The sequence below is a fragment of the Mesorhizobium sp. AR07 genome (assembly GCF_024746815.1).
GTDB lineage: Bacteria > Pseudomonadota > Alphaproteobacteria > Rhizobiales > Rhizobiaceae > Mesorhizobium.
Window position 1 is genome coordinate 2,429,084 of sequence record NZ_CP080525.1, and the last position, 23,165, is coordinate 2,452,248.

Below are 23,165 nucleotides of genomic sequence, written 5' to 3' on the forward strand. Positions count from 1 at the left end.
GGACTTATATTTGACATGACGTTTAATTAAACCGCCCTCAAATCAGCCATCCAAGCAATTTGTCAACAGGCAAGGAATGTCGGCATGGGGCTTTCGCAGATGCCGCGAGGCATGCCCGCGATCGGCCGTACACAAGCGCTGGGCCAACCGACCCTGCCTTCTTCAGAACCACCGTGCTATGGCAAAACAATCGACGGAAATAATACACCAGCCGTGAATGAGGGCCGAGTTTTTCAGCCAACTGCTTGCCGATGGCCAGGCGCCCAAACCGATCAATCCTGCCAGTCCTCATCGAGGGACTGTGGATCGATTCTCGGCTGACCAAAGAAGGCCTGTCGGTGAAGATGAATATTCACCCGGGCTGCTACATTTTTCTGAGGGGTGTCCACACCGAGTTCTGCGTTGACCGTGGTGTTTCGGATCATTTCCTCACCCCAAATTCCAAGATTTCCGTCCCACTCGGCGCCGTTGACTACGGCGAGGGCGGCGTCCCTGAAATCCCACTCGTCGTCTTTATTCCGCGCGATGTACCAAGCGCTATCTGTCGGATAGTCAATCCTGTCCAGCGGGCGGTTAGCAAAACCGCTCGGTTCCCTCGGGCGTGTGCTACCCCAATCACCGTAAATGACGCGCTCGCGGTTCGAGTTCCGGGCGATCTGCTCCACGAGAGTGCGATTGGTGAATGGTACGAGCGCGGGCGCGTCATCGTTGAAGTCAGTGAAAATCCGTGGGATCGAGGTGCAGGAGCAAACCACTGGAACGACGGGGTTGATCTCCGCTAGCGCGTTGCGGATTAGACCGGTAAACCTTGCTGCGAGCGACAACGCATCGTTGGTCCAACCCCCTTCCAGAATGATCGCGAAATCGGCGGTACCTTCGGCGTTGATCGCCCCAATGATCTGATCGAGGTTGATAGGCAGAGGGTCGATCATGATACGGAAACAATACGAGCGCCCCAATCCGCGAACGGCCAGCATCTGTCGTCTGATCTCTGCCTCAGACAGACCGACGGCCTGAATACATGGCATAATTTGTTCGTGTTGCGCGACGAATCCGACCCAGTTCGCGCAAGCATCGGAGGGGTCCAGTAGCGCGGAATACTCTTGCTGGGCGACACTCTGATCATTCGTGATCTCGTAGTCGCGGTCCAGATCGAGGAAATAGGGGCGGTGCGGGAAGGCGCGCTCGATCCTCGTGATTGTCCGTGACAACGATTTAGAGTTGGCCCAAGGCGCTAATAGAAAGCACGGTGTCATCCGGTCCTTTGTAGCTCCGGGAAGAAACTCAAGACCAGTCATCTCGCTCGCGCGGACTGCAAGCGTAGGGACGTACTCGATGCCTTCCAGAACCATTTACGAACCTTAAGCTTCCACAAATGTCGACAGTCGGATTTCCATCGCAGCTTTCGACACCTCGAAACTGTCGGCGAGGCTCTCGATGGTTGCTTCAGTGATTATCCCGCCAAAGTCTTCCCGCAGCTTTTTCTCGACCAGCGGCATGGGCATAACGAGGTCGGCAGCGAGACGGTTCGCCTCGTACTCGATGCGCTCAGGCGCACCCGAGCGGTAAAGCACGTTGTCGGTGATCCCATTTGGCGAAGCGTCGATGACATCCTTATGGAGCAAGAAGTGAGATAGCTCGTGCCCAATAGTGAAACGTTGCCGCTCACGCGCCTCATTACGGTTGACTCTGATCACATAGCGGTCGCCTTCGCGCGCAACCTGTCCAGACAACCCCGTCCCCATGGAAGAGACCTTGATGTCGACGTCCAGTGCCTTAGCTAGACTGCCAAGCTTCACCGGGTACTCTAAGAGGTGCTGCTCCACAACGGCCGCCTGGGCCGGTGAAATCGTTCGAAACTCTCTCGATGCCATGCTTGCCTCCTAACGTGTCTCGTCAATGGGGTCATTGCCCCATTCTTCTTCTTGTTCCAAGTCCTTGATCACCTTGCCGTTAAGTTCGACGATCATTTTTCGTATTTTTACCTCGGCAAGCGCTTCTTCGGCCACTTCACGTGCGGTTTTTTCCGCAGCCTTCTGTGCAACGTTCGTCGCTTCGGTCTTTAAGCCGGGTATCGTATAGAACGCAACAACACCGATACCTATGGCAACGGCAGCCAGGACAGCGGTAACTGCCGTCATCATCACGCTCAAGAAGCTGAGGTACGTCGGCAAGCTCAGCAATGGTTCCTGCTGCGTCCCTGGTAGGCCATCGACCGCGTCAATGACACCCAGAGACAAAAGCAGATAACAAACGACCAAGCCACCGATGAAAACCGCGATGTAGGAAACCGCCCGCACGAACTACCCCCCAACAATTTCTAAGTAGCTAGCAGCGTATGTTCCCGTAATGTTCCGGGACGTGTGCTGTTCATACACCAATTTTACCAGGTTATTCAATCCCTCGGCGTGCAACACTTGGGCAATAATCCAACGCGCGTCTACCACGTCTGGATACCACAATCTCGGGGGCTGCATTGGGACGCATACGGAATCTAAAGCCCCAGCTTTGCCTTCACCAGGTCATTGACCGCTTGCGGATTGGCCTTGCCACCCGTAGCCTTCATCACCTGGCCTACGAACCAGCCGGCCATGGTGGGCTTAGCGCGCGCCTGCTCGACCTTATCCGGGTTGGCAGCGATCACGTTGTCAACGGCCCGCTCGATCTCGCCGGTGTCCGTCACTTGGCGCAGGCCACGGTCGTCAACCAGTTGGCGCGGGTCGCCGCCAACCTGCACGACGATTTCAAGAACATCCTTGGCGATCTTGCTTGAGATCGTTCCGTCCACGATCATCGACACGATTGCGGTGTTGGCCTGCGGTGTCACTCGATCGAGCACGCCAGACGCTTCGTTGATGACCCAATTCGCCGCGCGCTTCGGCTCGGCGCCCGCGCCTACCATCTGCTCGAAATGCTCGGCACGCTCCATCTCTGCCGTCAATACCGAGGCATCGTAGACCGACAGACCGAACGCCGCGATGTAGCGGGCCTTCTTCGGGTCGGGCAGTTCCGGCAAGCCTTCCTTCAGGTCGTCGATATACGCCTGCGTGACCTCCAGTGGCAGGAGATCGGGGTCGGGGAAGTAGCGATAGTCGTGCGCTTCCTCCTTGGACCGCATCGAGCGCGTCTCGCCCTTGACGGGATCGAACAGCCGCGTCTCCTGGTCGATCTTGCCACCGTCTTCCAGGATGCCAATCTGCCGGCGTGCTTCGTGGTCGATCGCCTGACCGATGAAGCGGATCGAATTGACGTTCTTGATCTCGCAGCGCGTGCCCAAAGGCGAGCCCGGCCGTCGTACCGACACGTTGACATCGGCGCGCAGCGAGCCCTGTTCCATGTTGCCGTCGCAGGTGCCGAGGTAGCGCATGATGTTGCGGAGCTTGGCCACGTAGGCTTTTGCCTCGTCCGCTGACCGCATGTCCGGCTTGGAGACGATCTCCATTAGAGCCACGCCCGAGCGGTTCAGGTCGACATAGGACAGCGTTGGCTCCTGGTCGTGGATCGACTTGCCAGCGTCCTGCTCCAGGTGCAGGCGCTCGATGCGGACATCAATGTCCTCGAACCCGCCATGTCGATCGGGACCGATGGACACCGTGACGAGGCCCTCGCCCACGATCGGCTGCTTGAACTGCGAAATCTGGTAGCCCTGCGGCAGGTCGGGATAGAAATAATTCTTGCGGTCGAACACCGACTTCGCGTTGATCTCGGCCTTCAGTCCGTGACCTGTACGGATTGCCTGCCTAACGCATTCCTCGTTGATCACCGGCAACATGCCCGGCATGGCTGCGTCGACCAGGCTCACATTGGCGTTCGGTGGTGAGCCGTAGGCGGTCGAGGCACCGGAGAACAGTTTCGCCTCCGATGTCACCTGCGCGTGGACTTCTAGGCCAATGATGACCTCCCAATCGCCGGTCGCGCCAGCAATCAGTTGCTTCGGGTCGGAACTGCGGATGTCTAAGTCGCTCATGGAGCGCTTCATAATGTCGGATCGCTAGGATGACAACAGGTCGCGTAGATCGTTCGCCCATCGCGGCCACAGGTTGTCGATCGGCCGGCCGACCTTCTTGGCGTAGCGGATGCAGTTGAACGTGCCGCCCATCGACCCGTCCCACAACGCACACATCTTGCCGCCTCGGTCGACCATCCACTCGTTGCGCTGCTGCATGGCGCGGGCGCCAGGGAATTCTGACACGATCTCAATGGATGCGGCCTGTCCGAGTAGCCGAGCGTAATGCGCCTGGCTTTCGGGCGGCCAGCGCTTCGCTTGGCCCTCGAAGGGCACCGCTGCGATGAATGGAAGGTGAAGCTCGATAGCGGCCTCGGCGATAGCCTGATCCCAACCTCGGGCCATACCGCTGATCACGGCGTCTGGCTGTTCCGCCTGCAGGTAGTCGATTGCTAAGGATCGCAGGCGTCGGCGCACTCCTTCGCTGTGGCCGCCGAGTTTGTCAGGGCGATGGCCTGTCGCCGCTATGATCATAGACGCTCGGCGAACGTCTTGATCTGCTTCCACTTCGGTCCGCCGAGCTTCACGTCGAAGCCATTGCTCCTGCGGCTGCCGGCTTCCTCGATCGTCTCCCAATCCAGTTCGTAGATCGTCACGGAGAACGGTTCGACGCCTGGCACCACGCCAAGCACGATCGTGTTGCGGGCGTCATGCGGAACGACGAAGTGTTGATCGTCCCCCTCACCCAGCACCGTGACGATGTGGAACCGGTAGCTGGCGCCGCGAATGATCGAGTAGAGGTGAATCTTGTTGTTCGCCGCGTCGGTGTCGGTGTCCAGCGGGAAAGCCGGATGCCCGCCGTCCATCTGGATGAAGCCGGCCACGACGTTGACCGCGCCGCCCGCAACGACGTTGTGCAGTCGACGCTGGCTCTCAGTGAACTCAGGTGCCTTGCCGCTCGACAGCCAAAGCTCATCGACCTTGAGTATCTGCGCCAAGGCGGTCATCGGCCTGTGACGGGGCCGCGTCTCGCCGTAGAACCACTTGCGAACGGTCTCTTTTGTCGAATGGACATCGTGTTTTTCCAGTTGTTCCACGAACCAGCCGAGGCGGCCATGGTTCAAAGGCGGAACGTCTGGATTGCCGTCGCACGCCCGTTCGAGTCTCTTTCCGAACTCCGGATGAACGACGGCCCTATTTGGCGATACCTTCTCATTGTCGACCATCGTCATCACACCTCCTTTTGCTCAGTGCACATTCACTTACCGACTCAGAAATGTGAACATTTTTCGTGAAAGTCAAGTCCGAAGTGTGAAACTTTCAATTATCCGGTCCTGAGTGACCCCTTTTGCTGTGAGCACGGTTAACGCGCGTTCGTCGTAGGTTCCCTCTGCGATGATGGGATAGATAAGTACCTGTTTTGTTTGGCCTGGACGCGGCAGGCGGGCATTTGCTTGCTGCCAAAGCTCCAGTGAAAATGTCAGGCCATACCAAGCAGCGATATGGCCGCCGAACTGCAAGTTTGTGCCATGTCCGATCGAGGCCGGATGTGCGACTAAGAGCTTGATTTTGTTTTGATTCCATAGCGTTACGGCATCTGGATTCTCGTTGGCGACTACAGCGTGAGGATAACGTTTTCTAATAGCGTCCTTATCGAACTTGAAACCGTAGAAAACCAGCAAGTTCTCGCCCTGCGCGCTGTCAACGAGTTCTTCGAGCGCTTCCATCTTGGCGTCGTGGATGTGCACGACGGAGCGGTCTTCTCGGTACATATGACCGTTGGCGAACTGCATCAATTTGTTGGCGAGTACGCCTTTCGATACCGCCTCCACATCGTGAATTTCACTGTAGAGGGTACGCTCGAAGTCTTGATAATCACGCATCGCCTGCTCGGGCAGCCGGACCTTCATTGGGATGAAGTGAGCGTCCTCGGCGACTTTTTCCTGCGGGATCGTGACGAGCAGGTCCTTCAACCGGCTCAGGATTTCGTCTTCGGCGCCAGGTCGTGCAGTGATGGTGTGCTTGTAGCGGTCTTTGTCGAACCAGCGCCTTTCGAACTCGTCTTTGCTCTGACCGAGGCGTTTCCCCTGATCGAGCAGGTAGCATTGCGACCAGAGATCAATCAGGCCCTGTGGCGCCGGAGTGCCGGTTAGCTCGATGACGCGGCTGATCTTGCGGCGAGCCGTCGTCATGATGCCGAACCGGGTTTGTTTGCCACCCTTGCGGACCTTAACCTCGACCTCGCCGGCCTTGTTGACGGTTTTGATCTTCGTGGCTTTCGTGCGCCCCTCACCGGACTTCATGCGTGAGGACTCGTCGATGACGACACAATCCCAAATCCATGAATCCACAGACCGAATATGTTGCGCGAGCCAAGGCAGGTTCTCGAAGTTCAGAGTCGTGATCTCTGCCCGTCGCGCGATTGCCGCTGCACGTTCCTCGGGTTCACCCACGGCGACGGCGTAGGAGATCGCCCGCGTGTGCTGCCAAGCAGCGAGTTCGTTAGGCCACGTGTTGGCGGCAACGAAACGCGGCGCGATCACTAGCACGTGGTGGACCTCGAACCTGTTGAGCAGGTCATAGAGCGCGTCGAGCGTAGCACCCGTCTTTCCACTTCCCATCCCGCTGATGATGAGCTTGGTCGGGCTGTTTCTGACGATACTCGACATGATGCGCTGCGCGTTGCGCAGGTCGGAACGGGGCCGGACCTTCCACTCGAACGTGGGGTGAGTTCTGTAGCCGAGCAGGTCAGAGAGATCGTTGTCGTCCTGCATCAGACTAGCAGCCCTGGTGCAGGCATCTTGGTTTTCAGGAAGGCAATAGCGTCCTCGCCTGTGTAGAAGACATGCACCGTGACGCCCACGGCCGCATAGCGCTCGAATTCCAAGCGCTGCCCCTCGGACAGTTTGCCGTCGCGGGAGGGCGTCTTGCCGCGCTTTTTCATCTCGATGAGGAACAGTTGCCCGTAGCCTGCGAACAGACGATCCGGGCAGCTATGTCGGCCGGCATATTGCATCTTGCGCACGAGCCAGCCGTTGGATTCTGCCCAAACCACGGCGTCGAGTTCACCTGCTTTTTCGCTGACTCGCTGGGTGAAATCGAAGTCCTGAAGCACCTTCATGGGGCGACCTGCGCTTGCGGCGCCCGCATGGTGAATGTCCAGCGCTGATGCCGTGGGCACGTCGGTGCGCGGCTGGCGATCTCGGCCTCAGACGCGCGCGCTCGTTCACGAGCAGCATTCTGCTGGCCGATCCATTTGGGTGACTCGTAGCCGGAGCGCGACCATATTTTCGCAACCATCTCCTTGGCGAACGCTTCACCCTTGCGCCAGTAGGCGGCATCGCGCGTCAGTTCTTCAGTTGACCAGTATTTTCTGCTGCTGCCGCTCATGACGGCATCTCCGTGAAAGACCGATGCCAGTCAGACAATGGCCGGGACCAAACAGTAGCGTTGGTCATATTCTGATAAACGACCGTCACAGGGAACTTGTCGGATGGATGCGTCGTGTTGGTTACAAGAATAACTTGATACATCCTTCCACTATGGTGTTGCCAAGACTGTCCTATTTGCGGATCATTTCTCATATCGCCAATGCCCATTGCAGGAGTGCTTGCTGGTTTTTCTTGGTGACGCGAATCGGCTTCGGCGGCTCAATTTTCGCCCCGTAGAATCCCACGTCCTGAAGGATTTCTTCGGCCTCGGCGATGTAGCGGCCGTAGTCGATATCGTCGGGAAACTCGTCAGGCAGCCTCATGCACGGCACCGCGCCGTCCGTCTTCGGCACCTTGGCGTGGTTGCCGGTCGAGACGTGCGCCTTGGCCTTGAAAATGGGCTCGCCGTCGATCCCCCAATAATAGCGGACGACCTTGCCGAGGTAGTCGCCGCGCCACGTCGCGCCGCCGTCAGCCTTGATGACCGTGACGAACTGCCGGATGTCGCGGCAAGCACGGATGGTGGCTGCCACCGGCGTGCCGTCCTTGATGCGAGCGAGCGCCGCGTCGGTGCAGATCGTCGCCTGCGGGTTCTTCATCAGCCGGCCGCGATCGACGCCCATCTCCTGGTCGTCAGGATGGGGGCTCCACGGGTTGCCGATCGGCCCTTTGCGCTTGTGGCCGCCGTCCTTCTTGAGAGCGTAGTAGGAATTGACCGACTGGTTGTAGACGGCCTTGTACTCGCCGAATTCGAGATCGAGGTGGGTGTCCGACTCCCACTGCTCGGTGATGCTGGCGAGCAGTGACGGCTTGAGCCGGTCGCCGTCGAGCCCGGCATAGTGCTCGCGCGGGCAGCGGAACAGCACACCATCGGTGTTGCCACTGACAACGCTGATGCCGGCCTTCTCGGCGCGTTCAATCAGCATCAGCAGGGTCAACTGGCCGGTGAGCGTGACGGAGATCAGCAGGTGCGGCGCATAGAGGACGCTGTAGCGGCTGCCGAGCTTGCCGTAGACACCGTTGAGCGCGATCTTGAGGCTCTTGTCCTTCAGCTTGCAGGCATCCGCCTCGGCTTCCAGGGCACGGCGGCGGTCGGGATCGTTGACCTCTTTCAGTTCGAGCTTGATCGCCTTGCCGCGCTTTTTGGCCTTCAGCCGGTCGCTCATGATTTCGGCGTAGACAATCGAGAAGAACGTGCCGAGGGCCATCGGGTACAGGCCGAGATTGAGGATCATGCGCGGGTACTGCGAGGCCACGTCGGCATCGACCAGGGCGTGCGTATCGTCGGAGAAGACCGCACGATTGGACTCGGTCGAATGCAGTCCGCCGATGCCCATCTGATAGGTCGAACCGCCGATGGTGAAAGCAGTGGTGGAGAGCCACGGTGGCATATCCACCTTGCCTTCATCCGTGATCGTGAAGTCGGTCTCGCGGAGCCGTTCGAGCATCACCTGCAACTCAGGCGTCTCGAACTTCATGAAGTCGGGGACGGGGTAGCGGAACGTCGTCCCTGGTTTAACGGAAGCCTTCTGCGGCTTGATGCCCGACAGTTGCTCGACGCGCTTCTTGACGATCGCCTCGCCGATCTGGCTGTCCGACTTCGAGAGGAAGTTCTGCCCATAGACAGGGCCAAGAGCGCGGCGCAGGGCCAGCGGCTCGGCCAAGGCGTTGTAGAGGTTCTGCGTGGCGTCGAGATCGGAGTGCAGGCAGTAGTTGGCAACGATGTCCATCTGCTCGGAGGTCAGATGCATATCGGGGTCGAACGGCAAGTCCTGCAACTGCTTGCCATGCAGCCGGCCGTTCAGCGTCTTGAGGCTGGCGATGGCGTTCGGCTGCGGCTCGATCAGGTCGATGTGCTTGTTCTTGACCTCGTAGGGAATACGGATTCCGAGGAAGTCTTCGACATCCCACCACCGGATGCGGCCCTTGATGATGCCGTCCGAGGCACGTTTCAGCTTCGCGTTATCGACGTGATCTTCGAGCGAAAACCAGATCAGCGGCAAGTCGAAGGCGAGGCTGTTGAAGCCCACCGTCGTGTTGCGGGTGATGATGCGCCGCACATAGTCCCGATCGTAGAACTGGTTGCGGGCGCTGTACTCTACGCCGACACGCTTGCCGTCTTCCTCGCGCAGGAAACCGATGTAGAAAAACTCGTGATAGACCTCAATGTCGGTGAAGATCGTGTTCATGGTGCCCTTTCGCGACAGCCACGCTGCCATTGGGTGCCTGTTACGCCCGCGAAAGCGCGGGACGACGGGAATGTCCCGTTAAAAGTGAAACTGGGGACAGAGTCCCGCCCCCAGTTTCAAGGTGGTCAGATCAGAAGGTCGTCGGACTCAGGCTTCTTGGTGGGCGCCGAGGTAGACGGCCCGTCGTCGAAGCTGCTGTCCGCTTCCAGCGTGTCGAAGTCGTCGTCATCGACATAGATGCCACCGCCGCCGAGACGATCGCCGACCTGGCGCGAACGGATGGATTCGACCGAGCAGGTGATGCGCGGCGTGCCTCCATTTTCCGTGCCGTAGAAGGAAATGATCACGTCGGCGTAGGTGCCGTTGTAGATGACATCGAGAATCTCGCTGACTTCGATGATCCGTTTGTTGCGGTCGCGCATCTGCGGGCGCCTCAAGCCGCCACCGGGGCCTTTTGCGCTGACGACGATGTTGCCTTCGTAACCCTTGTAGATTTCGCCGGCATCATTCTTGAACCGATCACCCTTCTTGAAGGAAAGGTTATCGGGTTTGTCGTCCCACAGCGTCTTCCACCAACCCTCGGGACGCTTGAACTCGCGTCCCGCCGCCTTCATTGCGGAAATGCAGGCAGCTTTGTTGCTGTCGAAATCCGGCGAGCCGTTCTCCAAGATGAAATTGGCCCCGTGCTTCGGCTTTGCATTCGGGTCGTTGTTCTTCTTTGGGAGCGATGCAGTGTGCAGCGACTCGGCAAAAGAAGTACGAACGTTCGTCAGAGTGACGGTGCGACCTGTTTTGTCTTTCTCGTTTACTTTACCCATGGTGCTTGGTTCCTTGGTATCTCGGTTGCTCGGTTTCTTCAGTCTAGATCGTCGAAATCATCGGACCACTGCTCAAGAGCAGGTTTCAAATGATCCGCTGGCACCAATTTGGGTTTCCCCTCGGCGCGATCTACCAGCTTCAGCAGTTCCACCCAGGTGTCGGGGTGGCCCTGCTTTCTCTTTCCCGGCTTCACCTGCTTTTCGATCTCGGTGATGCCGATCAGTTGTCTCGGTTTGTAGGCGTCGTCGCCCAACGCCGCCGTGAGCAGCGCTTCCGCCTTCTTGGCGTCTTTGAAGTAGCGGTCACCCAGGTCACCGGCCACGGCCTTGGACCCTGGATCGGGCCGGCCGTCGAGCGCGGCGCGCAGAGACTCCTCGTGCAGTTCGGCCAGCCGGGCGCGGATGTCCGGCGCGTGCTGAACGACAAGCCAGCGGCGCTCGCCGACGAGGTTCTGTCGTTCGTAGCCGGGAACCACCATGTTCGGCAGATCGGGATGAGCGTCGGCCGCCATCTCCAGCAGCCAGCGGTCGCGGGGGGCACACCCGCCTGGTGCCTTGCGCACCTCGCACCAGCGACACGCCTTGTGGCTTGGCTTGAACTCCACGTCACCGGCGACGATCTTCGCGTAGACGGCCTTCATTTCCTCGCCGAAAGCGAGCAGTTCGTCGAGCGTGATTTCCCAATATTTCATCCCGCCAGCGCGCGGCTGGTCGATGTTCAGAACGATCTTCTCCACGTCGGGTCGACCGAGGTAGTGCCACATGCCGAGGGCGTAGAGCCGCAACTGCTTGGTGCCCACCGCGTCAACCGGCACGCCTGCGCCATATTTCAAATCGCTAATGTATAAGACAAAGCCAGAACTCAGCGCCGTGCTGTCAAGCAGACGTTCAAGCCATCCGGTGTCGCAGGTGCCGAACTGACCGGGGAGCCACGGCGACAAATCAACCCTGATCTCGACATGCGGGCGGCCAGTGTGCTCACGCACCCAATCAATGCCCGTCTGCAAGTGATCCGCCATCTCGTCATTGACGACATAGGTGAAGCCGTCCGCGCTGATCGTGGTGCCGACGAAGTGATGAGGATCGAGCCCGAAATCCAGGCACATCTCGCGGACTTCGTGCGCCACGGTGCCCTCGGCAGACCAGTCGGACGCATCGCGGTCAGGCAGTTCGCCGTCGCCCTGCAACTTGTCGATAAGCGCGACCGAGGCGGTGCATGTGCTCCACCGATCGCACCCTGACGGCGCAAGACGGGCATGGGCAGTCAAGGGCGCGACTCCATGTCACCTTCGGCAGTGAAAGGCCCTTCAAACGTGACTTGTGGAAAGCCCCACTGCTTTCCGTTGTCCTTCATGAACAAGCCGTCAGCCGTGCTGAATGAGTGGGGCGTCTCGACAAGGATTTGGGCCGGACGGCGCTTGCCTTCGTCGTTGATGACGACGATGTGGCGGTAGGGCGGGAAGATGTCGGGCATGACTATTCCGATCTGTGAACGTGGATGGCAACCCAAGCGCCGGTGAGGATGACGAGGGTCACGACGTAGGGCGGCGTTCCCCACCAGGCAGCAGGAAGTGCGTAGATCGCTGGCGGCACCAGCAGGAAGAACGGCGGCGCCAGGCTATGTGCGAGGCGGCGCATCTGGCTACACGCCGAGCCGCTTGGCTTCGACACGAGCCGCCTGCTTCATTCGCCGCTGGGTTTCCCGCGAGCCGTTGGGTTCATAAGTCGCCGATCGAAGCTCGCGCTTCAGCCGATTTTTGCCGATGTTCTTTGCGGTCATCGGTTTGCAGCGCTGATATTTCTGTTCAAATGACATCGGGAGGTCTCCTGTATCGAGGCGCGTGAGAAGCGAGCGGGACGGCAGGTGAACACCAGGTCCGAGGGCTTGGGAGGGGCAATGCCTCGAAGCTCCCGCTCGCTGCTGACGCGCCTCCCGGTTCGAGCCGGGAGGGCGACAATCAGCGCAGACGATCAAACGAGATCGTCGGACTCTTCCTTCTTCGCCGCAGGCTCGGTGATGGCACCCTTGGCCTTGAGGCCGGCAACGTTCTTCTTGAACAGGTCGATGGCGTCCTCGCGGATGTCGTCGGCCTTGGTCGCGCTCGCGACTCCGTCCTTCTTGATCTTCGGGTGGTTCAGGAGTTCCTTGATCTTGCCCTTGCGAGCCTCGCGTTCCTCCGGGCGATCGATTTCGCCGAGGTAATCCGCGATCATGTCCTTGATGCCCTCGTAAGGGTTCACGCGATTTTCGGGCTCGGTCGAAATGGCGCCGTTGGTCGTCGTGGCGGCAGTCTCGTCGGACTTCTTATCGGCGGCAGGTGCAGGCTTGTCCTTCGCAGCAGCGGCCTTGCCGACAGCGGCGTTGACCTTCTCGAAGGCGTCGGTGCGCAGGGCCAGAAGGCTGGCATTGGAGGCGATCAGGGCGTGGATGGCTGCGGTGTTTTCGGCGATGGCGGTTTCGATGCTCATAATGTCTCCTGGAACGGGTTGAATGTCACGTTTTGCGTGAATGCATCCTCCTTAAATCACGTTTCAACGCCTGTTTCAAGGCTAATGTGCATAAATTTCACGTTTAACTTGATTTGTTGATCGCGCGGGAATATGGTCGCCTGAATTCAAGCAACAGGGGAAATTATGGAACCCAAGGTTTACACGGGTCGACCGAGCAAGAACGACGATTTCAAGTTCTATGACGGCAAGCTCTGCCAGTTGCTCGTCGAGAAGCTGCCCTCCGAATTCATCAAAGGGGGTCGAATCGACACGCTCGCCATCTGCAAAGTGACTGGCAACGCGCGCTACACGGTCTATCGCTGGCTCAACGAGCAAACGTTGTCCAAGAAGGCGATCCTGTCGCTGCTGAAACTGTCTGAGACCACGAACGAGCCGGGAAAGAAGGCCGCGCTCACCAAAGAGGACTTGATTCCCTTCTTCGGCCTCTGATTTCCAGGCAGGCGCGTAAAAATGGCAAATGCTCCCACGCTCAGCAGCGTGCTAGATTCCGTCCGGCCCCTGCTCGCGGCCGGCGCATCCCTTCATTGGCTGGTGCCTTACGAGAAGCGGCCGATCGAAAATGCGTGGACCAAGGCCCCCGTGCAAACAGAAGCCTCGCTGCGCGCGAGCTACCGCAACAACGCCAATATCGGCATCCGGCTCGGTGAGCCGTCGAAAACCGAGGCTGGTTACCTTCATGTATTCGACTTGGACATCCGCAAACCGGAACTGACCGCCGAGGCATGGGCAGCGGTCGAATCGCTTTGGCCTGGCGCGCGTTCGCTGCCATCGGTCATCAGCGGATCGGGCGGCGAGAGTCGCCATCTGTACTTCCTCGCCGACGTGCCTTTGCGCAAGAAGACCCTCGCTCAGTCGGAGGGGTTCGAGAAGCTTTGGGACGAACGCCAGCAAAAGTTCGTCGTCAAGCGCGACTGGATGATCGACCTGTTCGGCACTGGCGTCCATGTCGTGCTGCCGCCATCCATCCACCCCGACACCAAGCTTCCCTATCGTTGGGAACGCCCGCTCGACCTCGACATGATTGGCTTCGGCATCGGCCCTATCATCCCCGCCGCGACAATCGAGACGTGGGGCGCGCAAAGCTCTGTCGTTGAGGCCAGCGACGAAGATGACGATCTTTTCGACCTGACGCGTTCGGAGCCGATGGACCTGGACGCCAAGCAGATCGAAAGAATTCTCGGCGACATCCCGAACGACGGAGCGGGCGCTCACTACGACGACTATGTTCAGGTCGGCATGGCGCTGCATCACCAGTTCCGTGGGGCCAACGAGGGCTTCGAGCGCTGGTGCGAATGGGCGAAGCAGTCCGAAAAATTTGATGCCAAGAACGCGGCCGTCAGGTGGCGCTCCTTCAAGCAGGATTCAAAGAACCCTGTTCGTATGGCCAGCCTCATTCAGATCGCCAACACCAACCGGCTGAAAGACGACCACGATCTCGGGCTCGACGACGATTTCGACCTGCCGGCCGTGATCCCACCCAAGGTGGCAGACAACGATCTATCCGACCTGCTCGGCGACGATCCCCACCCTGCCGCGAAAGCGGAACCAAGCGACGCCTATGATCCCGATTGGGTCCAACTGCTGCACCGCAATGAGGAAGGCGAGCTTAAGAGCACGCTCCACAACACAACCCTCTTGGTCGAGAACGATCTTCGCATCCGCACGGTCGAGCAATTCAACGAGTTCAAACAGGAGAAAGTAATGAGAGCAGAGCCCAAACACGCATCCAAGAAACGGGACAAGGCCAAGGCTGTCGTCAACCTAGATGGCCCACACTGGAAGCTCACCGACCCGGTAAACGGCGTGCCGCTGTCCGACACCCACTACAACGACATCCGCCGCGTGATCGAGGCGCCAAGCACCCAGGGCGGCTATGGCATCAAGGTTTCAGACCGTGACCTCTACGCAGCAATCGACATCGTGGCGCGCAAGCGCAGTTTCCACCCCATCCGTGAACGGCTGCTCGGCACGAAGTGGGACGGCACGCCGAGAGCAGCCACCCTTTTCGTTGAGTATCTTGGTTGCCCCGACACCGCCTACTACCGGAACGCGGCGACCCTGTTCCTGCTCGGCGCCGTGGCGCGCGTCTTCCAGCCCGGTCACAAGTTCGACTATGTGCCGATTCTCGAAGGCGCGCAGGGCCAAGGTAAGTCCACATTCATCCGCATCCTCGGCCTCGACTGGTTCCGTGAACTGGCCGGCGACATGAGCAAGCCGCAGGAGGCGGTCGCGATGCTGAGCGGCGCCTGGATACTGGAGATCGGCGAGCTTTCCGCCATGCAGCGCTCCGAGGTCAACGACCTGAAAGCCTTCATCAGCCGGCAGGTCGACACCGCCCGGATGCCCTATGAGCGCACGGCACGCGAGTTCCCTCGCCAGTGTGTCTTCATGGGCTCGACCAACGACAGCGAGTACCTGCGCGATATCACCGGAGGTCGCCGCTTCCTGCCCATCAAGTGCAAGACCGATGGGATGATCGACAACCCAAAGCTGCGTACCCAGGTCATGCAGATTTGGGCCGAGGCGACGGCGATGTATTTCGAGATGATGGATGGCAAGCAAGTCCGCGAATTGCCCCTCTACATGGCGGACGCGGACGCCGCACGCGAGGCTGCCGAGATGCAGGAAAGCCGGCGCGTCGAGACCACGGAAGAGATGCTGGCGGGCCGCATTATGGCTTGGCTGGAGCAGCCGATCGGCACTAGCGACGACTTCGACGACCTCGATCCCGATGCCCCGAAAGCCTATCGCAGCGAGACCTGCATCGGGCAGATTTGGGAAGAAATGCTCGGCCGCGATGGGTCCGTTCCGCATACCGAGTCCGCAAAGATCGGCAAAGCCATGCTTCAGGTCGGGTGGGACCGGTCAAAGGGTCCGATCACCGGTGCGGAAATCAACAAAAAATATGGCAAGTGTCGGGTCTACTCTCGACCCTGAGTTGGGATGTATGCGAACTTCGATCCTAATCTAATTGACCCGCTTCGGCGGGTTTTTTCGTGGGAAATGGCTAGAAAACGAAGTTAGGCTGTATCCTCGTTGAGAAACGCGATTTAAATCAACTCTCACGCTCTCTCACCCTTCTCACCCCGTTTCGTATGTGCTGTCGTCGCGTGCCCTGTCCACGGTCCTGGGCTATGCCCTGCCCTTATGCCTTACCCTTACTGCTATACTTAACTAGATTAGGGTGAGAAGGGTGAGAAGGTGAGACAGTGTTGATTTTAAAGGGTTTTTAGCGCTCACCTTCCATTGGACAGGGTGAGAGAGGGTGAGACCCAGTTTCTCTGCGCTGAATTAACCCAAAATCGGTTAATCGTGAGCAATACTCACGTTCAAACTCGTTTCACTGCGCAACTTTTCACATTCCGCGTGAATCGCGCTCAGAGCCTCCCGCCTGCGACCGACCCCCCTTCGGAAGGACCCAAAGCCACCATCCCGTTGATTCAATTGACTAATTCGACGCGTCTACATTCAACTTGCAACGCGGACACAATCGATCCAGGCAACGCGGATACAGGCTAAGTGCATGAGATCATTGATGGAATGTGGCCCTACCTGCATTGACGCATGAGGCCGGCAACCGGCCGGCCTGCAGCGCCTCGGCACGTCGACCAGGGCAGCAGGGCAGCAGGGCAGCAGGGCAGCAGGGCAGCAGGGCAGCAGGGCAGCAGGGCAGCAGGGCAGCAGGGCAGCAGGGCAGCAGGGCAGCAGGGCAGCAGGGCAGCAGGGCAGCAGGGCAGCAGGGCAGCAGGGCAGCAGGGATAGGCTTGGCCGCGCCTCCCCTATGTCAACAGCTGGCGCCGGCCTAACTCACTTGACATGCATCACACTTTCACTTATTCCGTGAAACTCAACTTGACGGGAGATCGACCATGCAACAGTTTGAATTACACGCTTACCAGGGCGACGAGTGGGGAACCTTGGCGGATCGCGCCGACATCACCACGCAAAGCATGACAGGTGACAGTGCGGCCAAGGGCAAGGCTGGACGATTGGCAAAGCGTATCAATGGCCCTGTCGACCTTGCCTACGCTGGCGCCGCGCCATGGAATGAGCGCTATATCACCACGGCAAACCCGAGCACGGTTCACGCTGCAGGGTATCGCTTTGAGCGGTTGACATAGACGGCAACGATTCCGTTTGACATGCATTCTACTTTCACTTAAAACGTGAATATCAACAAACGGAGTTAGGCCAATGCGTGCCACCTACTGCGGAATTCTCAGGCGAACCGGCAACCTTCCTGCCGTTTGGCTTACCTACGATAGCGGCGAAAAGCCCGGCATTGTGGGCGAGTATGTCGTCGGCACGGTTGCGGCCGGACTGGTCACCTTTGAAGCGCTCGGCGCCAAATGGACCATTGGCCAGTTGAACCAAACGAACATTCCGACACGCATCTAACTTTCACTTAAAAAGGGACTATCACCATGCGTAATCTTTGGACTGAGCGGACCATGTGGCAAGGCAAGTTTCACCCGATTGCCGAGCTTGTCGCGGCCGGAACGCACAAAGTCGAGATTTTCGGCAATGCGGCCGAAGGCTGGCGGGTATATCTGGTTTGGTCCGATGACTCGGCTTGCATCTCTATCGGTCCCCTTTTCCATCGCGAATTCGGCGAAACGCTGCGCAACTGCAGGGAGTCGGCTTGCCGCGCCTATCGGCTGCCGAGCGTCAAGAAAACGCGTAACTGGCTCTAACCCTTTCACTAACCAGCAACACAAGGACTCGCCGTCATGATCAAGTTTCTTGCCGCCACTGTCGCAACGTTCGCGGGAGGCTTTGCGCTCGCCAGCAGCGCTCCCGCCGTGCCAGCCGTGCCCGTCTATCAAATCGAGGTCACCACGTTTGACGGGCAGCTGTTCATTGCTGGACGTGGCGACGATTGCCGCGCCGCATGGCAGGGCGCCGTAATTCCAAAAGGCTGGACGGAAATCGTTTGCGTTGAGGCGGGCAGCAACACCCTGTTTCCGTTTCCGATCGCATTTTAACTTTCACTTTTAACGGGAGATTCACCAATGGCTAAATATTTCTACGTCGCGAACGGCTTGCGCGGCTGTTACATGCCGGACTCCTTTTTCGTCATTAAGTGCGACACGCGCCGCGAATTGAAAAGCGCGCTTGAATATGAGGCCGTGCCGATCCGTGACGCTGGTTTCGTCGGGTTCAATCGACGTGCCGTAGCCAGCCTTGCCGCTGGAGCGTGGCGCGAAGCTCAGAAGCGCAATCCTTCGATATATCCCCACGTTGCCGCCTATGGGCAGCCGGGCAATGCCTGCATGGGCTTGCACGTCTCGACTGCCACGCGTGCCGACTTTCTCGAATATTCAGCGGAGGCATAAGACGATGAATCACGATCACGCCATTTCCCTCATTACCCTTGCCCGTCACGCCTATCGCCAAGGCTTTGTCATCTCGGCCGATGTCTACATGCGCCAGCTGCTGGCTTGCGCCAATCGGCTGCCCGACAAGCGGCACAGGGCGGCCATTTTCGTCATCCGCAACAAGATGCGCCCGCGCGTTCGGGCCGCGTTGAATCACGTTGCCGTCGACATCATGAGCGGCGCCTGAGTGGCGCCGGATCACATAGGCGAAACCGTTCTAATCGACCTGTCACGGCTGCAAAGGGCAGCCCTAGCCATGAAGGATGCGACCATGCCACAAATTTCCCTGTCAGCCCGCGTCAAGGCTGCCGTCGCCAATGGCCGCACAAGCGGCACGGTTTGGTGTTTCACCACGTCGCGGTTTCGCGTGTTGCTGCAAATCGAGCCCGACTTCAATTACCGATACGATGGCGATGACCTGGAAGGCGAAACGCAAGCCGCGCTCGACTCAGGCGAATATGTCGCCTTCGACTCGGCTGTCGTCGTCGAGTTGGACGGAGTCGAGATCGCACGGGATAGCCTGGGCGGATCGGTATACAGCGAAGATTGCATTTCCGAATTTTGGACGGCGCACCGCGACTCCGACCCTATGAACCGGAATTGCTCGATCATGCGGGCAGCCCGTGGCGGCAACGTCTCAATCTGCCACTACTTTCCCGACATGGTGCGCCAGCCGCTTAAACATTCCGTTTGACTCTATTCATAGTTTCACTTAAAACGTGAATTGCAAGAAACGGAGTTGCCGAAAATGCCTAAGATTGGATCGCTTCAAATCACTGACGCCCGCGAATACGGTTACAGCTGCGGCGTGGTCATTGAACAATTTGGCTATTGGAATCAGAACGAACCGTCATGGGCAATCCCGGCATGGGATGAAATCGGGTTGCCCGACTTCGAAGGTGTTTTCATGCTGCAAAGGGACGCTGAACGCGCCTTGGCCGCAGCCTAGTTTCACGTCAAACGATACTTTCAACAAAAGGAGTGCATAGCATGAAATACGAATCCCCTTTTAGGCGCGACACGTTCGCCAACCGCACGGAAGGCCGCGTGAGGCGCGAGACTCGCCGCGCCGTGATCGCTGCAAAGCGTTCTTGGACGGCAATGTGATGGCCGTTCTTCGAAACGAATTTGCCGGGCAGGTATCAGGCGTCAACGGTCGCTTTCACAATGTCATTTCTTGGGATAGTGGCATGATCGCAAACCAGATTTTCGGCACGGAAGCGCGACCGATCAAAGACTATGGTAAAGGCGCGACCATACGCGCCGAATTGCGCTTTGATGATAACTGCAAAAACGGCCATGCGACGTTCGCTATCACGGCAGAGATTCGCGATCCGGCCGTTATCCGCGACCGTGGAATCGTCGCTTGTGGCTGTTTGCACGATGACATCGCAAAGGCTTTTCCCGAGCTTGCACCGCTCATCCGCTGGCATTTGGTCTCAACCGATGGCCCAATGCATTACATTGCCAACACGGTCTATATGGCCGGAGATCGCGACCACTACGGACTCCGGGCAGGCGAAAAGCGGCCGCTCATAAACGGTCGGACAAAGCGGCCAATGTGGGAGCTTGTCGCGATCAATTCGTTAGGCGTTGCGATCTCGACCACGCCAACCGGACTCGAGTATCAGGGCGCCGAAATCGTGCCGCTCTATATTCTCGAAAAAAGTTGGGATGGCGAAAATGCGCCAGCGACTCCCCTTCTGAAATGGCAACGCCAAATGCGAACCGGAGAAGGTAAAGCCCGCGACCTGGACGCGGCACGCAATGCGGCGGTCTGGCCCGATGCAACCGACGATGAATTGTCAGCCGAGCCCGAAGCACTGAAGGCGGCACTTGCGGCAAGGCTGCCAGCGCTTCAAGCCGACTTCAAAGCGGCAATGGTCGAGGCTGGATTTCTTTGGCTGGAAGGCTGGATCCGTCGCTAACAATCAACCAATTTTCGGTTAATATCAGTTTCACCTTTTAAGGGAAAGTCACGCAAATGCGCACCGCGATTGTAAATCTTCCGTTCGATGGTTTCTACGAATCCAGCTACTCAGGCGAAATAGATCGGGAGGAAGAGTCGTTCATCGAATATCGTTGCGACGGGGGCGAGACGGATTCGGACTATGAGGAACATTGGCCGGAAGCATTGCGCCTTGACGCTGGCGAATATGGAAACATTCTATTTGGTGTTTCTTCATACGATATTGCCTATCGCAAAATTGCAACATGGTACGCTGAGCGGTCGACCATTTGTTAGGCGAAACGCTCGGCTATGCCGTAAAAGACACGCGGAAACGCTGGCAATGGAATGCCGAAACCAAAACGTCGACGAACATTGACGAAGAATATTTGCGGCCGTCTATTCGCGCCACGTTCGAAAGCATGGATTCGCCGCGTGAATACAATTTCACCACTGATAGGCTTTACGCCAATATTCCATTCGCCATGATGCAATTGCTTTTCCGCAAATCGCGTGCCGAGAAGCACGCAACGCTTGCGGCCGTCATCGCGGAACGCTTCACAAGCCGCTCCGGCTTCATTTCCCACTATTCAAGGCACTTGGCCGAATGGCTGGAAAAGCCGCTTTCGGATTGGGATCACAACGAATTGGGGACTCTGTTGATTGCCGTCATGCGGCTTAACGGGATTGACCCCGACGACTCCGACACGCGCGAACGGCTCTATTATGACACGTTTGGCGACGAAGGCGCCTATCAGGCATGGGAGTCAGCCGTCGACTGGCCAAGGTTTGAGTCCAAGCGTGCCGAGATGCGCGCGGAAAAGCTTGCCGAATGGTGCGAGTCTGACCTGGACGGCGCCGCAATCTGGCGCGCCAATCATGCTGATGACTATGCGGTGTTGCTTGCGGCCGATCCTACCATATCAGCTGTCTTCGCCGAACATGACGGCAGCCTGCCCTATCGCTGCCCGGAAACGGTCGACCTGTTTACCGGCACGCAATGGGAGTCACGCTCATGAGTCGGCCGCTCCTATGCGATTGCGTCATGCTTCTAGAGCGCATGAAAAAGCCCGTCCCGGATGACGACAAGGCGGCATTTGAGTCCGTGTTGGCAATAGTTCGCGAAACTATCAACTATGAATCCGGCCGGAATTACGCAATCCACATGGCGTTGACGGAGCGTGAATCCGCGTTGCTTAGCGCAATTGCGTCATGCCAATGACAGCACTGCAAATCGGCCACGGAGTCGCAATCCCGCACCGCTATCTGACTCGCCATGTCGGCATTTTCGGCGCCACGGGCTCGGGCAAAACAACAACGCTAGGCGCCCTTGCAGAAAGGGCGCCTTGTTCCGTTTTGATCCTGGACGCGAAAGGCGACCTAGAGTCGCTCGGCGCTACCCTGCTACGTCCAGCCATGCGGCCGGATGCAATGGGCGCCGACTTGCTGGCACGCGCGCTCGACCTAAGCGAGCCGCAAGCCGGAGCGCTGCAGATTGCCCTAGCATGGGCGGAAGATACCGGCCGCGCCGTCGCCACGCTGGCAGATTTGCGCAGCCTGCTTAATGACGCCTTGCGGCACGATCTCAGTGCGGCTTATGGGCTTGTGTCGCCTGTTTCCGTGGCGGCCGTGCAACGTGCCCTAGTGCGGCTGGAAAGGGGCGCCGCATGGGTGTTTGGCGAGCCGCCGCATGATCCGCGCGACACGAAAGGAATCGTGGTCTACAGCGCCTCCGAAATGACTCATCTACCAGGACTCTACGGCGCGTTTGTCGCGCATGTTCTGGACTCGCTTTATCGCGGCCTGGGCGAACTCGGCGACGTTGCTACACCTGGACTCCTTGTCATGATAGATGAGGCTCACCTAGTGTTTGACGGCGCACCACCTGCGATCATGCGGCGGATCGAGCAAATCACGCGGCTAATCCGTTCAAAGGGAGTCGGGCTGATTTATGTCACTCAATCGCCTTCGGACTTGCCCTATATCATCGCGGGCCAGCTGGCGACGCGGATTCAGCACGCCTTGCGCGCGTCGACGCAACACCATTTGAAGGCGCTAAAGGCGGCAGCCGAGACCATGCCGGGCAATGTCAGTGCGGCAAGCATTCTAGGGCTCGCCACGGGTCAAGCCATTGTCAGCGTGCCCGATGCATCCGGCAAGCCGTTGCCGGGCCGCCTGGTGGCAGTAGAGCGCGGCCGGATGCCGCTTCACAATGTCGGCTTGCCGCCTCCCATGGTCCGTCAAGCGGCGCCGTCATGGTCGCGTGAAACCGTGCCAGCTGCCCCCACTAGCAAAAAACCGCGACCTTGGTATTTTTGGCCCGTTGTAACGGCAGTCGTCCTATGGGGCGCCGTGCTAGTCGGCAACCTGCTATAGGTTTATGCCGTCGCGTATACACCAATCGTAAACTGACTGCGCACTGATTCCGGCGCCGGCAATAGTAACGACTGAAAAGCCGTAAACTTTTGTCGCGCCGTCTTCTGTTGTGTAGGTGACTAGCAGGCCATGAAATGGCGCAAAGCCTTCATATCCGCCAAAGCTATTCTTGGCGTTGACAAAGCCGCAAGCTGTTTGCGTGCCATTGCTGCCCTGTCCACCTAGCAGGCCCTTGAAAGAAGCGCTTTCAGGGTCTTTTAGCGATTCCTTGACCGCTTTCTGAATCGCTTGTTCCTGCAGCGCATTCAAGGCTTGCGGCGCGCCGCTATCTGCCAGCGCTACACCTGGTAGCAGACTGCCAATGATCATTACGGCTAACATTGCTCGCATCTTGTGGCGCCCCCTTCTTTCCCGTTGAATGCCTTCCAATACAGCAACCAACACCGCGCTGCTAGTCGGTCGACACACAGCGCGCGATCATGACGTAACGTTATTACATGACAAATGCGGAATCGCGGTTGGGATTCCGGCCACGTCGCGGCGGCGCCTCGCGGTGGAGTCGATCGAC

General features: G+C 58.5%; 32 protein-coding genes. 14 read left to right on the forward strand and 18 right to left on the reverse strand.

Annotation, left to right across the window (positions count from 1 at the left end; all coding sequences use genetic code 11):
• Positions 1-272: 272 nt before the first annotated feature.
• The 17 genes from BPNPMPFG_RS12370 to BPNPMPFG_RS12445 all read right to left on the reverse strand — a co-directional run bounded on the left by BPNPMPFG_RS12370 (position 273) and on the right by BPNPMPFG_RS12445 (position 12,853).
• Positions 273-1,352: a beta family protein gene (locus tag BPNPMPFG_RS12370; RefSeq protein ID WP_258595632.1), complete on the reverse strand. Its 1,080-nt coding sequence runs from the start codon at positions 1,350-1,352 to the stop codon at positions 273-275.
• A gap of 9 nt (positions 1,353-1,361) precedes the next feature.
• Positions 1,362-1,874 carry an ImmA/IrrE family metallo-endopeptidase gene (locus BPNPMPFG_RS12375; protein WP_258595633.1) on the reverse strand — a complete coding sequence of 171 codons (513 nt, stop codon included), beginning with the start codon at positions 1,872-1,874 and terminating at the stop codon, positions 1,362-1,364.
• Positions 1,875-1,883: 9 nt separating this feature from the next.
• Positions 1,884-2,300, reverse strand: coding sequence for a hypothetical protein (locus tag BPNPMPFG_RS12380; protein ID WP_258595635.1), 417 nt, complete (start codon positions 2,298-2,300; stop codon positions 1,884-1,886).
• Between the two features lie 194 nt (positions 2,301-2,494).
• The gene (gene gatB, locus BPNPMPFG_RS12385) at positions 2,495-3,967 is read right to left on the reverse strand and encodes an Asp-tRNA(Asn)/Glu-tRNA(Gln) amidotransferase subunit GatB (protein ID WP_258595637.1); all 1,473 of its coding nucleotides are present in this window, start codon (positions 3,965-3,967) and stop codon (positions 2,495-2,497) included.
• Between the two features lie 24 nt (positions 3,968-3,991).
• Entirely contained in the window at positions 3,992-4,480 is a 489-nt protein-coding gene (locus BPNPMPFG_RS12390; protein WP_258595638.1) for an SLOG family protein, read from the reverse strand.
• Positions 4,477-5,178, reverse strand: coding sequence for a hypothetical protein (locus BPNPMPFG_RS12395; RefSeq protein WP_258595639.1), 702 nt, complete (start codon positions 5,176-5,178; stop codon positions 4,477-4,479). The genes BPNPMPFG_RS12390 and BPNPMPFG_RS12395 overlap by 4 nt, the downstream gene beginning before the upstream one ends.
• A gap of 66 nt (positions 5,179-5,244) precedes the next feature.
• On the reverse strand, positions 5,245-6,720 hold the full coding sequence (locus BPNPMPFG_RS12400; protein WP_258595640.1) for an SNF2-related protein: 1,476 nt from the start codon (positions 6,718-6,720) through the stop codon (positions 5,245-5,247).
• Complete coding sequence (locus tag BPNPMPFG_RS12405; RefSeq protein ID WP_258595641.1) at positions 6,720-7,067, reverse strand: PDDEXK family nuclease; 348 nt, start codon at positions 7,065-7,067, stop codon at positions 6,720-6,722. The genes BPNPMPFG_RS12400 and BPNPMPFG_RS12405 overlap by 1 nt, the downstream gene beginning before the upstream one ends.
• Positions 7,064-7,336, reverse strand: coding sequence for a hypothetical protein (locus tag BPNPMPFG_RS12410; protein ID WP_258595642.1), 273 nt, complete (start codon positions 7,334-7,336; stop codon positions 7,064-7,066). The genes BPNPMPFG_RS12405 and BPNPMPFG_RS12410 overlap by 4 nt, the downstream gene beginning before the upstream one ends.
• A complete protein-coding gene (locus BPNPMPFG_RS43155; protein WP_413776849.1) occupies positions 7,333-7,545 on the reverse strand; it encodes a DUF1653 domain-containing protein in 213 nt (70 codons plus the stop codon). The genes BPNPMPFG_RS12410 and BPNPMPFG_RS43155 overlap by 4 nt, the downstream gene beginning before the upstream one ends.
• Entirely contained in the window at positions 7,527-9,566 is a 2,040-nt protein-coding gene (locus tag BPNPMPFG_RS12415; RefSeq protein WP_258595643.1) for a DNA polymerase domain-containing protein, read from the reverse strand. Before BPNPMPFG_RS12415 ends, BPNPMPFG_RS43155 begins: the two co-directional genes overlap by 19 nt.
• A 125-nt stretch (positions 9,567-9,691) precedes the next feature.
• On the reverse strand, positions 9,692-10,384 hold the full coding sequence (locus BPNPMPFG_RS12420) for an ssDNA-binding protein (protein ID WP_258595644.1): 693 nt from the start codon (positions 10,382-10,384) through the stop codon (positions 9,692-9,694).
• 38 nt (positions 10,385-10,422) lie between these two features.
• Positions 10,423-11,652 carry a DUF2800 domain-containing protein gene (locus BPNPMPFG_RS12425; protein WP_258595645.1) on the reverse strand — a complete coding sequence of 410 codons (1,230 nt, stop codon included), beginning with the start codon at positions 11,650-11,652 and terminating at the stop codon, positions 10,423-10,425.
• The gene (locus tag BPNPMPFG_RS12430; RefSeq protein ID WP_258595646.1) at positions 11,649-11,858 is read right to left on the reverse strand and encodes a hypothetical protein; all 210 of its coding nucleotides are present in this window, start codon (positions 11,856-11,858) and stop codon (positions 11,649-11,651) included. Before BPNPMPFG_RS12430 ends, BPNPMPFG_RS12425 begins: the two co-directional genes overlap by 4 nt.
• A gap of 2 nt (positions 11,859-11,860) precedes the next feature.
• Positions 11,861-12,022: a hypothetical protein gene (locus BPNPMPFG_RS12435; protein WP_258595647.1), complete on the reverse strand. Its 162-nt coding sequence runs from the start codon at positions 12,020-12,022 to the stop codon at positions 11,861-11,863.
• A 4-nt stretch (positions 12,023-12,026) separates the two neighbouring features.
• Entirely contained in the window at positions 12,027-12,200 is a 174-nt protein-coding gene (locus BPNPMPFG_RS12440) for a hypothetical protein (protein WP_258595649.1), read from the reverse strand.
• Between the two features lie 155 nt (positions 12,201-12,355).
• Positions 12,356-12,853, reverse strand: coding sequence for a hypothetical protein (locus BPNPMPFG_RS12445; RefSeq protein ID WP_258595651.1), 498 nt, complete (start codon positions 12,851-12,853; stop codon positions 12,356-12,358).
• A 165-nt stretch (positions 12,854-13,018) separates the two neighbouring features.
• Here BPNPMPFG_RS12445 and BPNPMPFG_RS12450 point away from each other — a divergent pair, with 165 nt between their 5' ends.
• The 14 genes from BPNPMPFG_RS12450 (at position 13,019) to BPNPMPFG_RS12515 (ending at position 22,597) form a co-directional block, all read left to right on the forward strand.
• A complete protein-coding gene (locus BPNPMPFG_RS12450; protein ID WP_258595652.1) occupies positions 13,019-13,324 on the forward strand; it encodes a hypothetical protein in 306 nt (101 codons plus the stop codon).
• Between the two features lie 21 nt (positions 13,325-13,345).
• Positions 13,346-15,832: a VapE domain-containing protein gene (locus BPNPMPFG_RS12455; protein ID WP_258595653.1), complete on the forward strand. Its 2,487-nt coding sequence runs from the start codon at positions 13,346-13,348 to the stop codon at positions 15,830-15,832.
• Positions 15,833-16,764: 932 nt separating this feature from the next.
• The gene (locus tag BPNPMPFG_RS12460; RefSeq protein WP_258595654.1) at positions 16,765-17,016 is read left to right on the forward strand and encodes a hypothetical protein; all 252 of its coding nucleotides are present in this window, start codon (positions 16,765-16,767) and stop codon (positions 17,014-17,016) included.
• A gap of 73 nt (positions 17,017-17,089) precedes the next feature.
• Positions 17,090-17,293, forward strand: coding sequence for a hypothetical protein (locus BPNPMPFG_RS12465; RefSeq protein WP_258595655.1), 204 nt, complete (start codon positions 17,090-17,092; stop codon positions 17,291-17,293).
• 53 nt (positions 17,294-17,346) lie between these two features.
• On the forward strand, positions 17,347-17,589 hold the full coding sequence (locus BPNPMPFG_RS12470; protein WP_258595656.1) for a hypothetical protein: 243 nt from the start codon (positions 17,347-17,349) through the stop codon (positions 17,587-17,589).
• 36 nt (positions 17,590-17,625) lie between these two features.
• The gene (locus tag BPNPMPFG_RS12475; RefSeq protein ID WP_258595657.1) at positions 17,626-17,880 is read left to right on the forward strand and encodes a hypothetical protein; all 255 of its coding nucleotides are present in this window, start codon (positions 17,626-17,628) and stop codon (positions 17,878-17,880) included.
• A 27-nt stretch (positions 17,881-17,907) separates the two neighbouring features.
• Positions 17,908-18,231, forward strand: a complete 324-nt coding sequence (locus BPNPMPFG_RS12480; RefSeq protein WP_258595658.1) for a hypothetical protein — start codon at positions 17,908-17,910, stop codon at positions 18,229-18,231.
• 4 nt (positions 18,232-18,235) lie between these two features.
• Entirely contained in the window at positions 18,236-18,460 is a 225-nt protein-coding gene (locus tag BPNPMPFG_RS12485) for a hypothetical protein (protein WP_258595660.1), read from the forward strand.
• 69 nt (positions 18,461-18,529) lie between these two features.
• On the forward strand, positions 18,530-18,967 hold the full coding sequence (locus BPNPMPFG_RS12490; protein ID WP_258595661.1) for a hypothetical protein: 438 nt from the start codon (positions 18,530-18,532) through the stop codon (positions 18,965-18,967).
• Positions 18,968-19,021: 54 nt separating this feature from the next.
• The gene (locus tag BPNPMPFG_RS12495) at positions 19,022-19,222 is read left to right on the forward strand and encodes a hypothetical protein (RefSeq protein WP_258595662.1); all 201 of its coding nucleotides are present in this window, start codon (positions 19,022-19,024) and stop codon (positions 19,220-19,222) included.
• Between the two features lie 142 nt (positions 19,223-19,364).
• Positions 19,365-20,201: a hypothetical protein gene (locus BPNPMPFG_RS12500; protein WP_258595663.1), complete on the forward strand. Its 837-nt coding sequence runs from the start codon at positions 19,365-19,367 to the stop codon at positions 20,199-20,201.
• 56 nt (positions 20,202-20,257) lie between these two features.
• Positions 20,258-20,518 (forward strand): hypothetical protein, encoded by a 261-nt coding sequence (locus BPNPMPFG_RS12505; protein ID WP_258595664.1) that lies wholly within the window; start codon positions 20,258-20,260, stop codon positions 20,516-20,518.
• Complete coding sequence (locus BPNPMPFG_RS12510; RefSeq protein ID WP_258595665.1) at positions 20,512-21,240, forward strand: hypothetical protein; 729 nt, start codon at positions 20,512-20,514, stop codon at positions 21,238-21,240. The genes BPNPMPFG_RS12505 and BPNPMPFG_RS12510 overlap by 7 nt, the downstream gene beginning before the upstream one ends.
• A gap of 199 nt (positions 21,241-21,439) precedes the next feature.
• Complete coding sequence (locus tag BPNPMPFG_RS12515) at positions 21,440-22,597, forward strand: DUF853 domain-containing protein (RefSeq protein ID WP_258595666.1); 1,158 nt, start codon at positions 21,440-21,442, stop codon at positions 22,595-22,597.
• Here BPNPMPFG_RS12515 and BPNPMPFG_RS12520 read toward each other — a convergent pair.
• Entirely contained in the window at positions 22,592-22,978 is a 387-nt protein-coding gene (locus tag BPNPMPFG_RS12520; protein ID WP_258595667.1) for a hypothetical protein, read from the reverse strand. The two genes, BPNPMPFG_RS12515 and BPNPMPFG_RS12520, sit on opposite strands and share 6 nt — an antisense overlap.
• Positions 22,979-23,165: the final 187 nt, after the last annotated feature.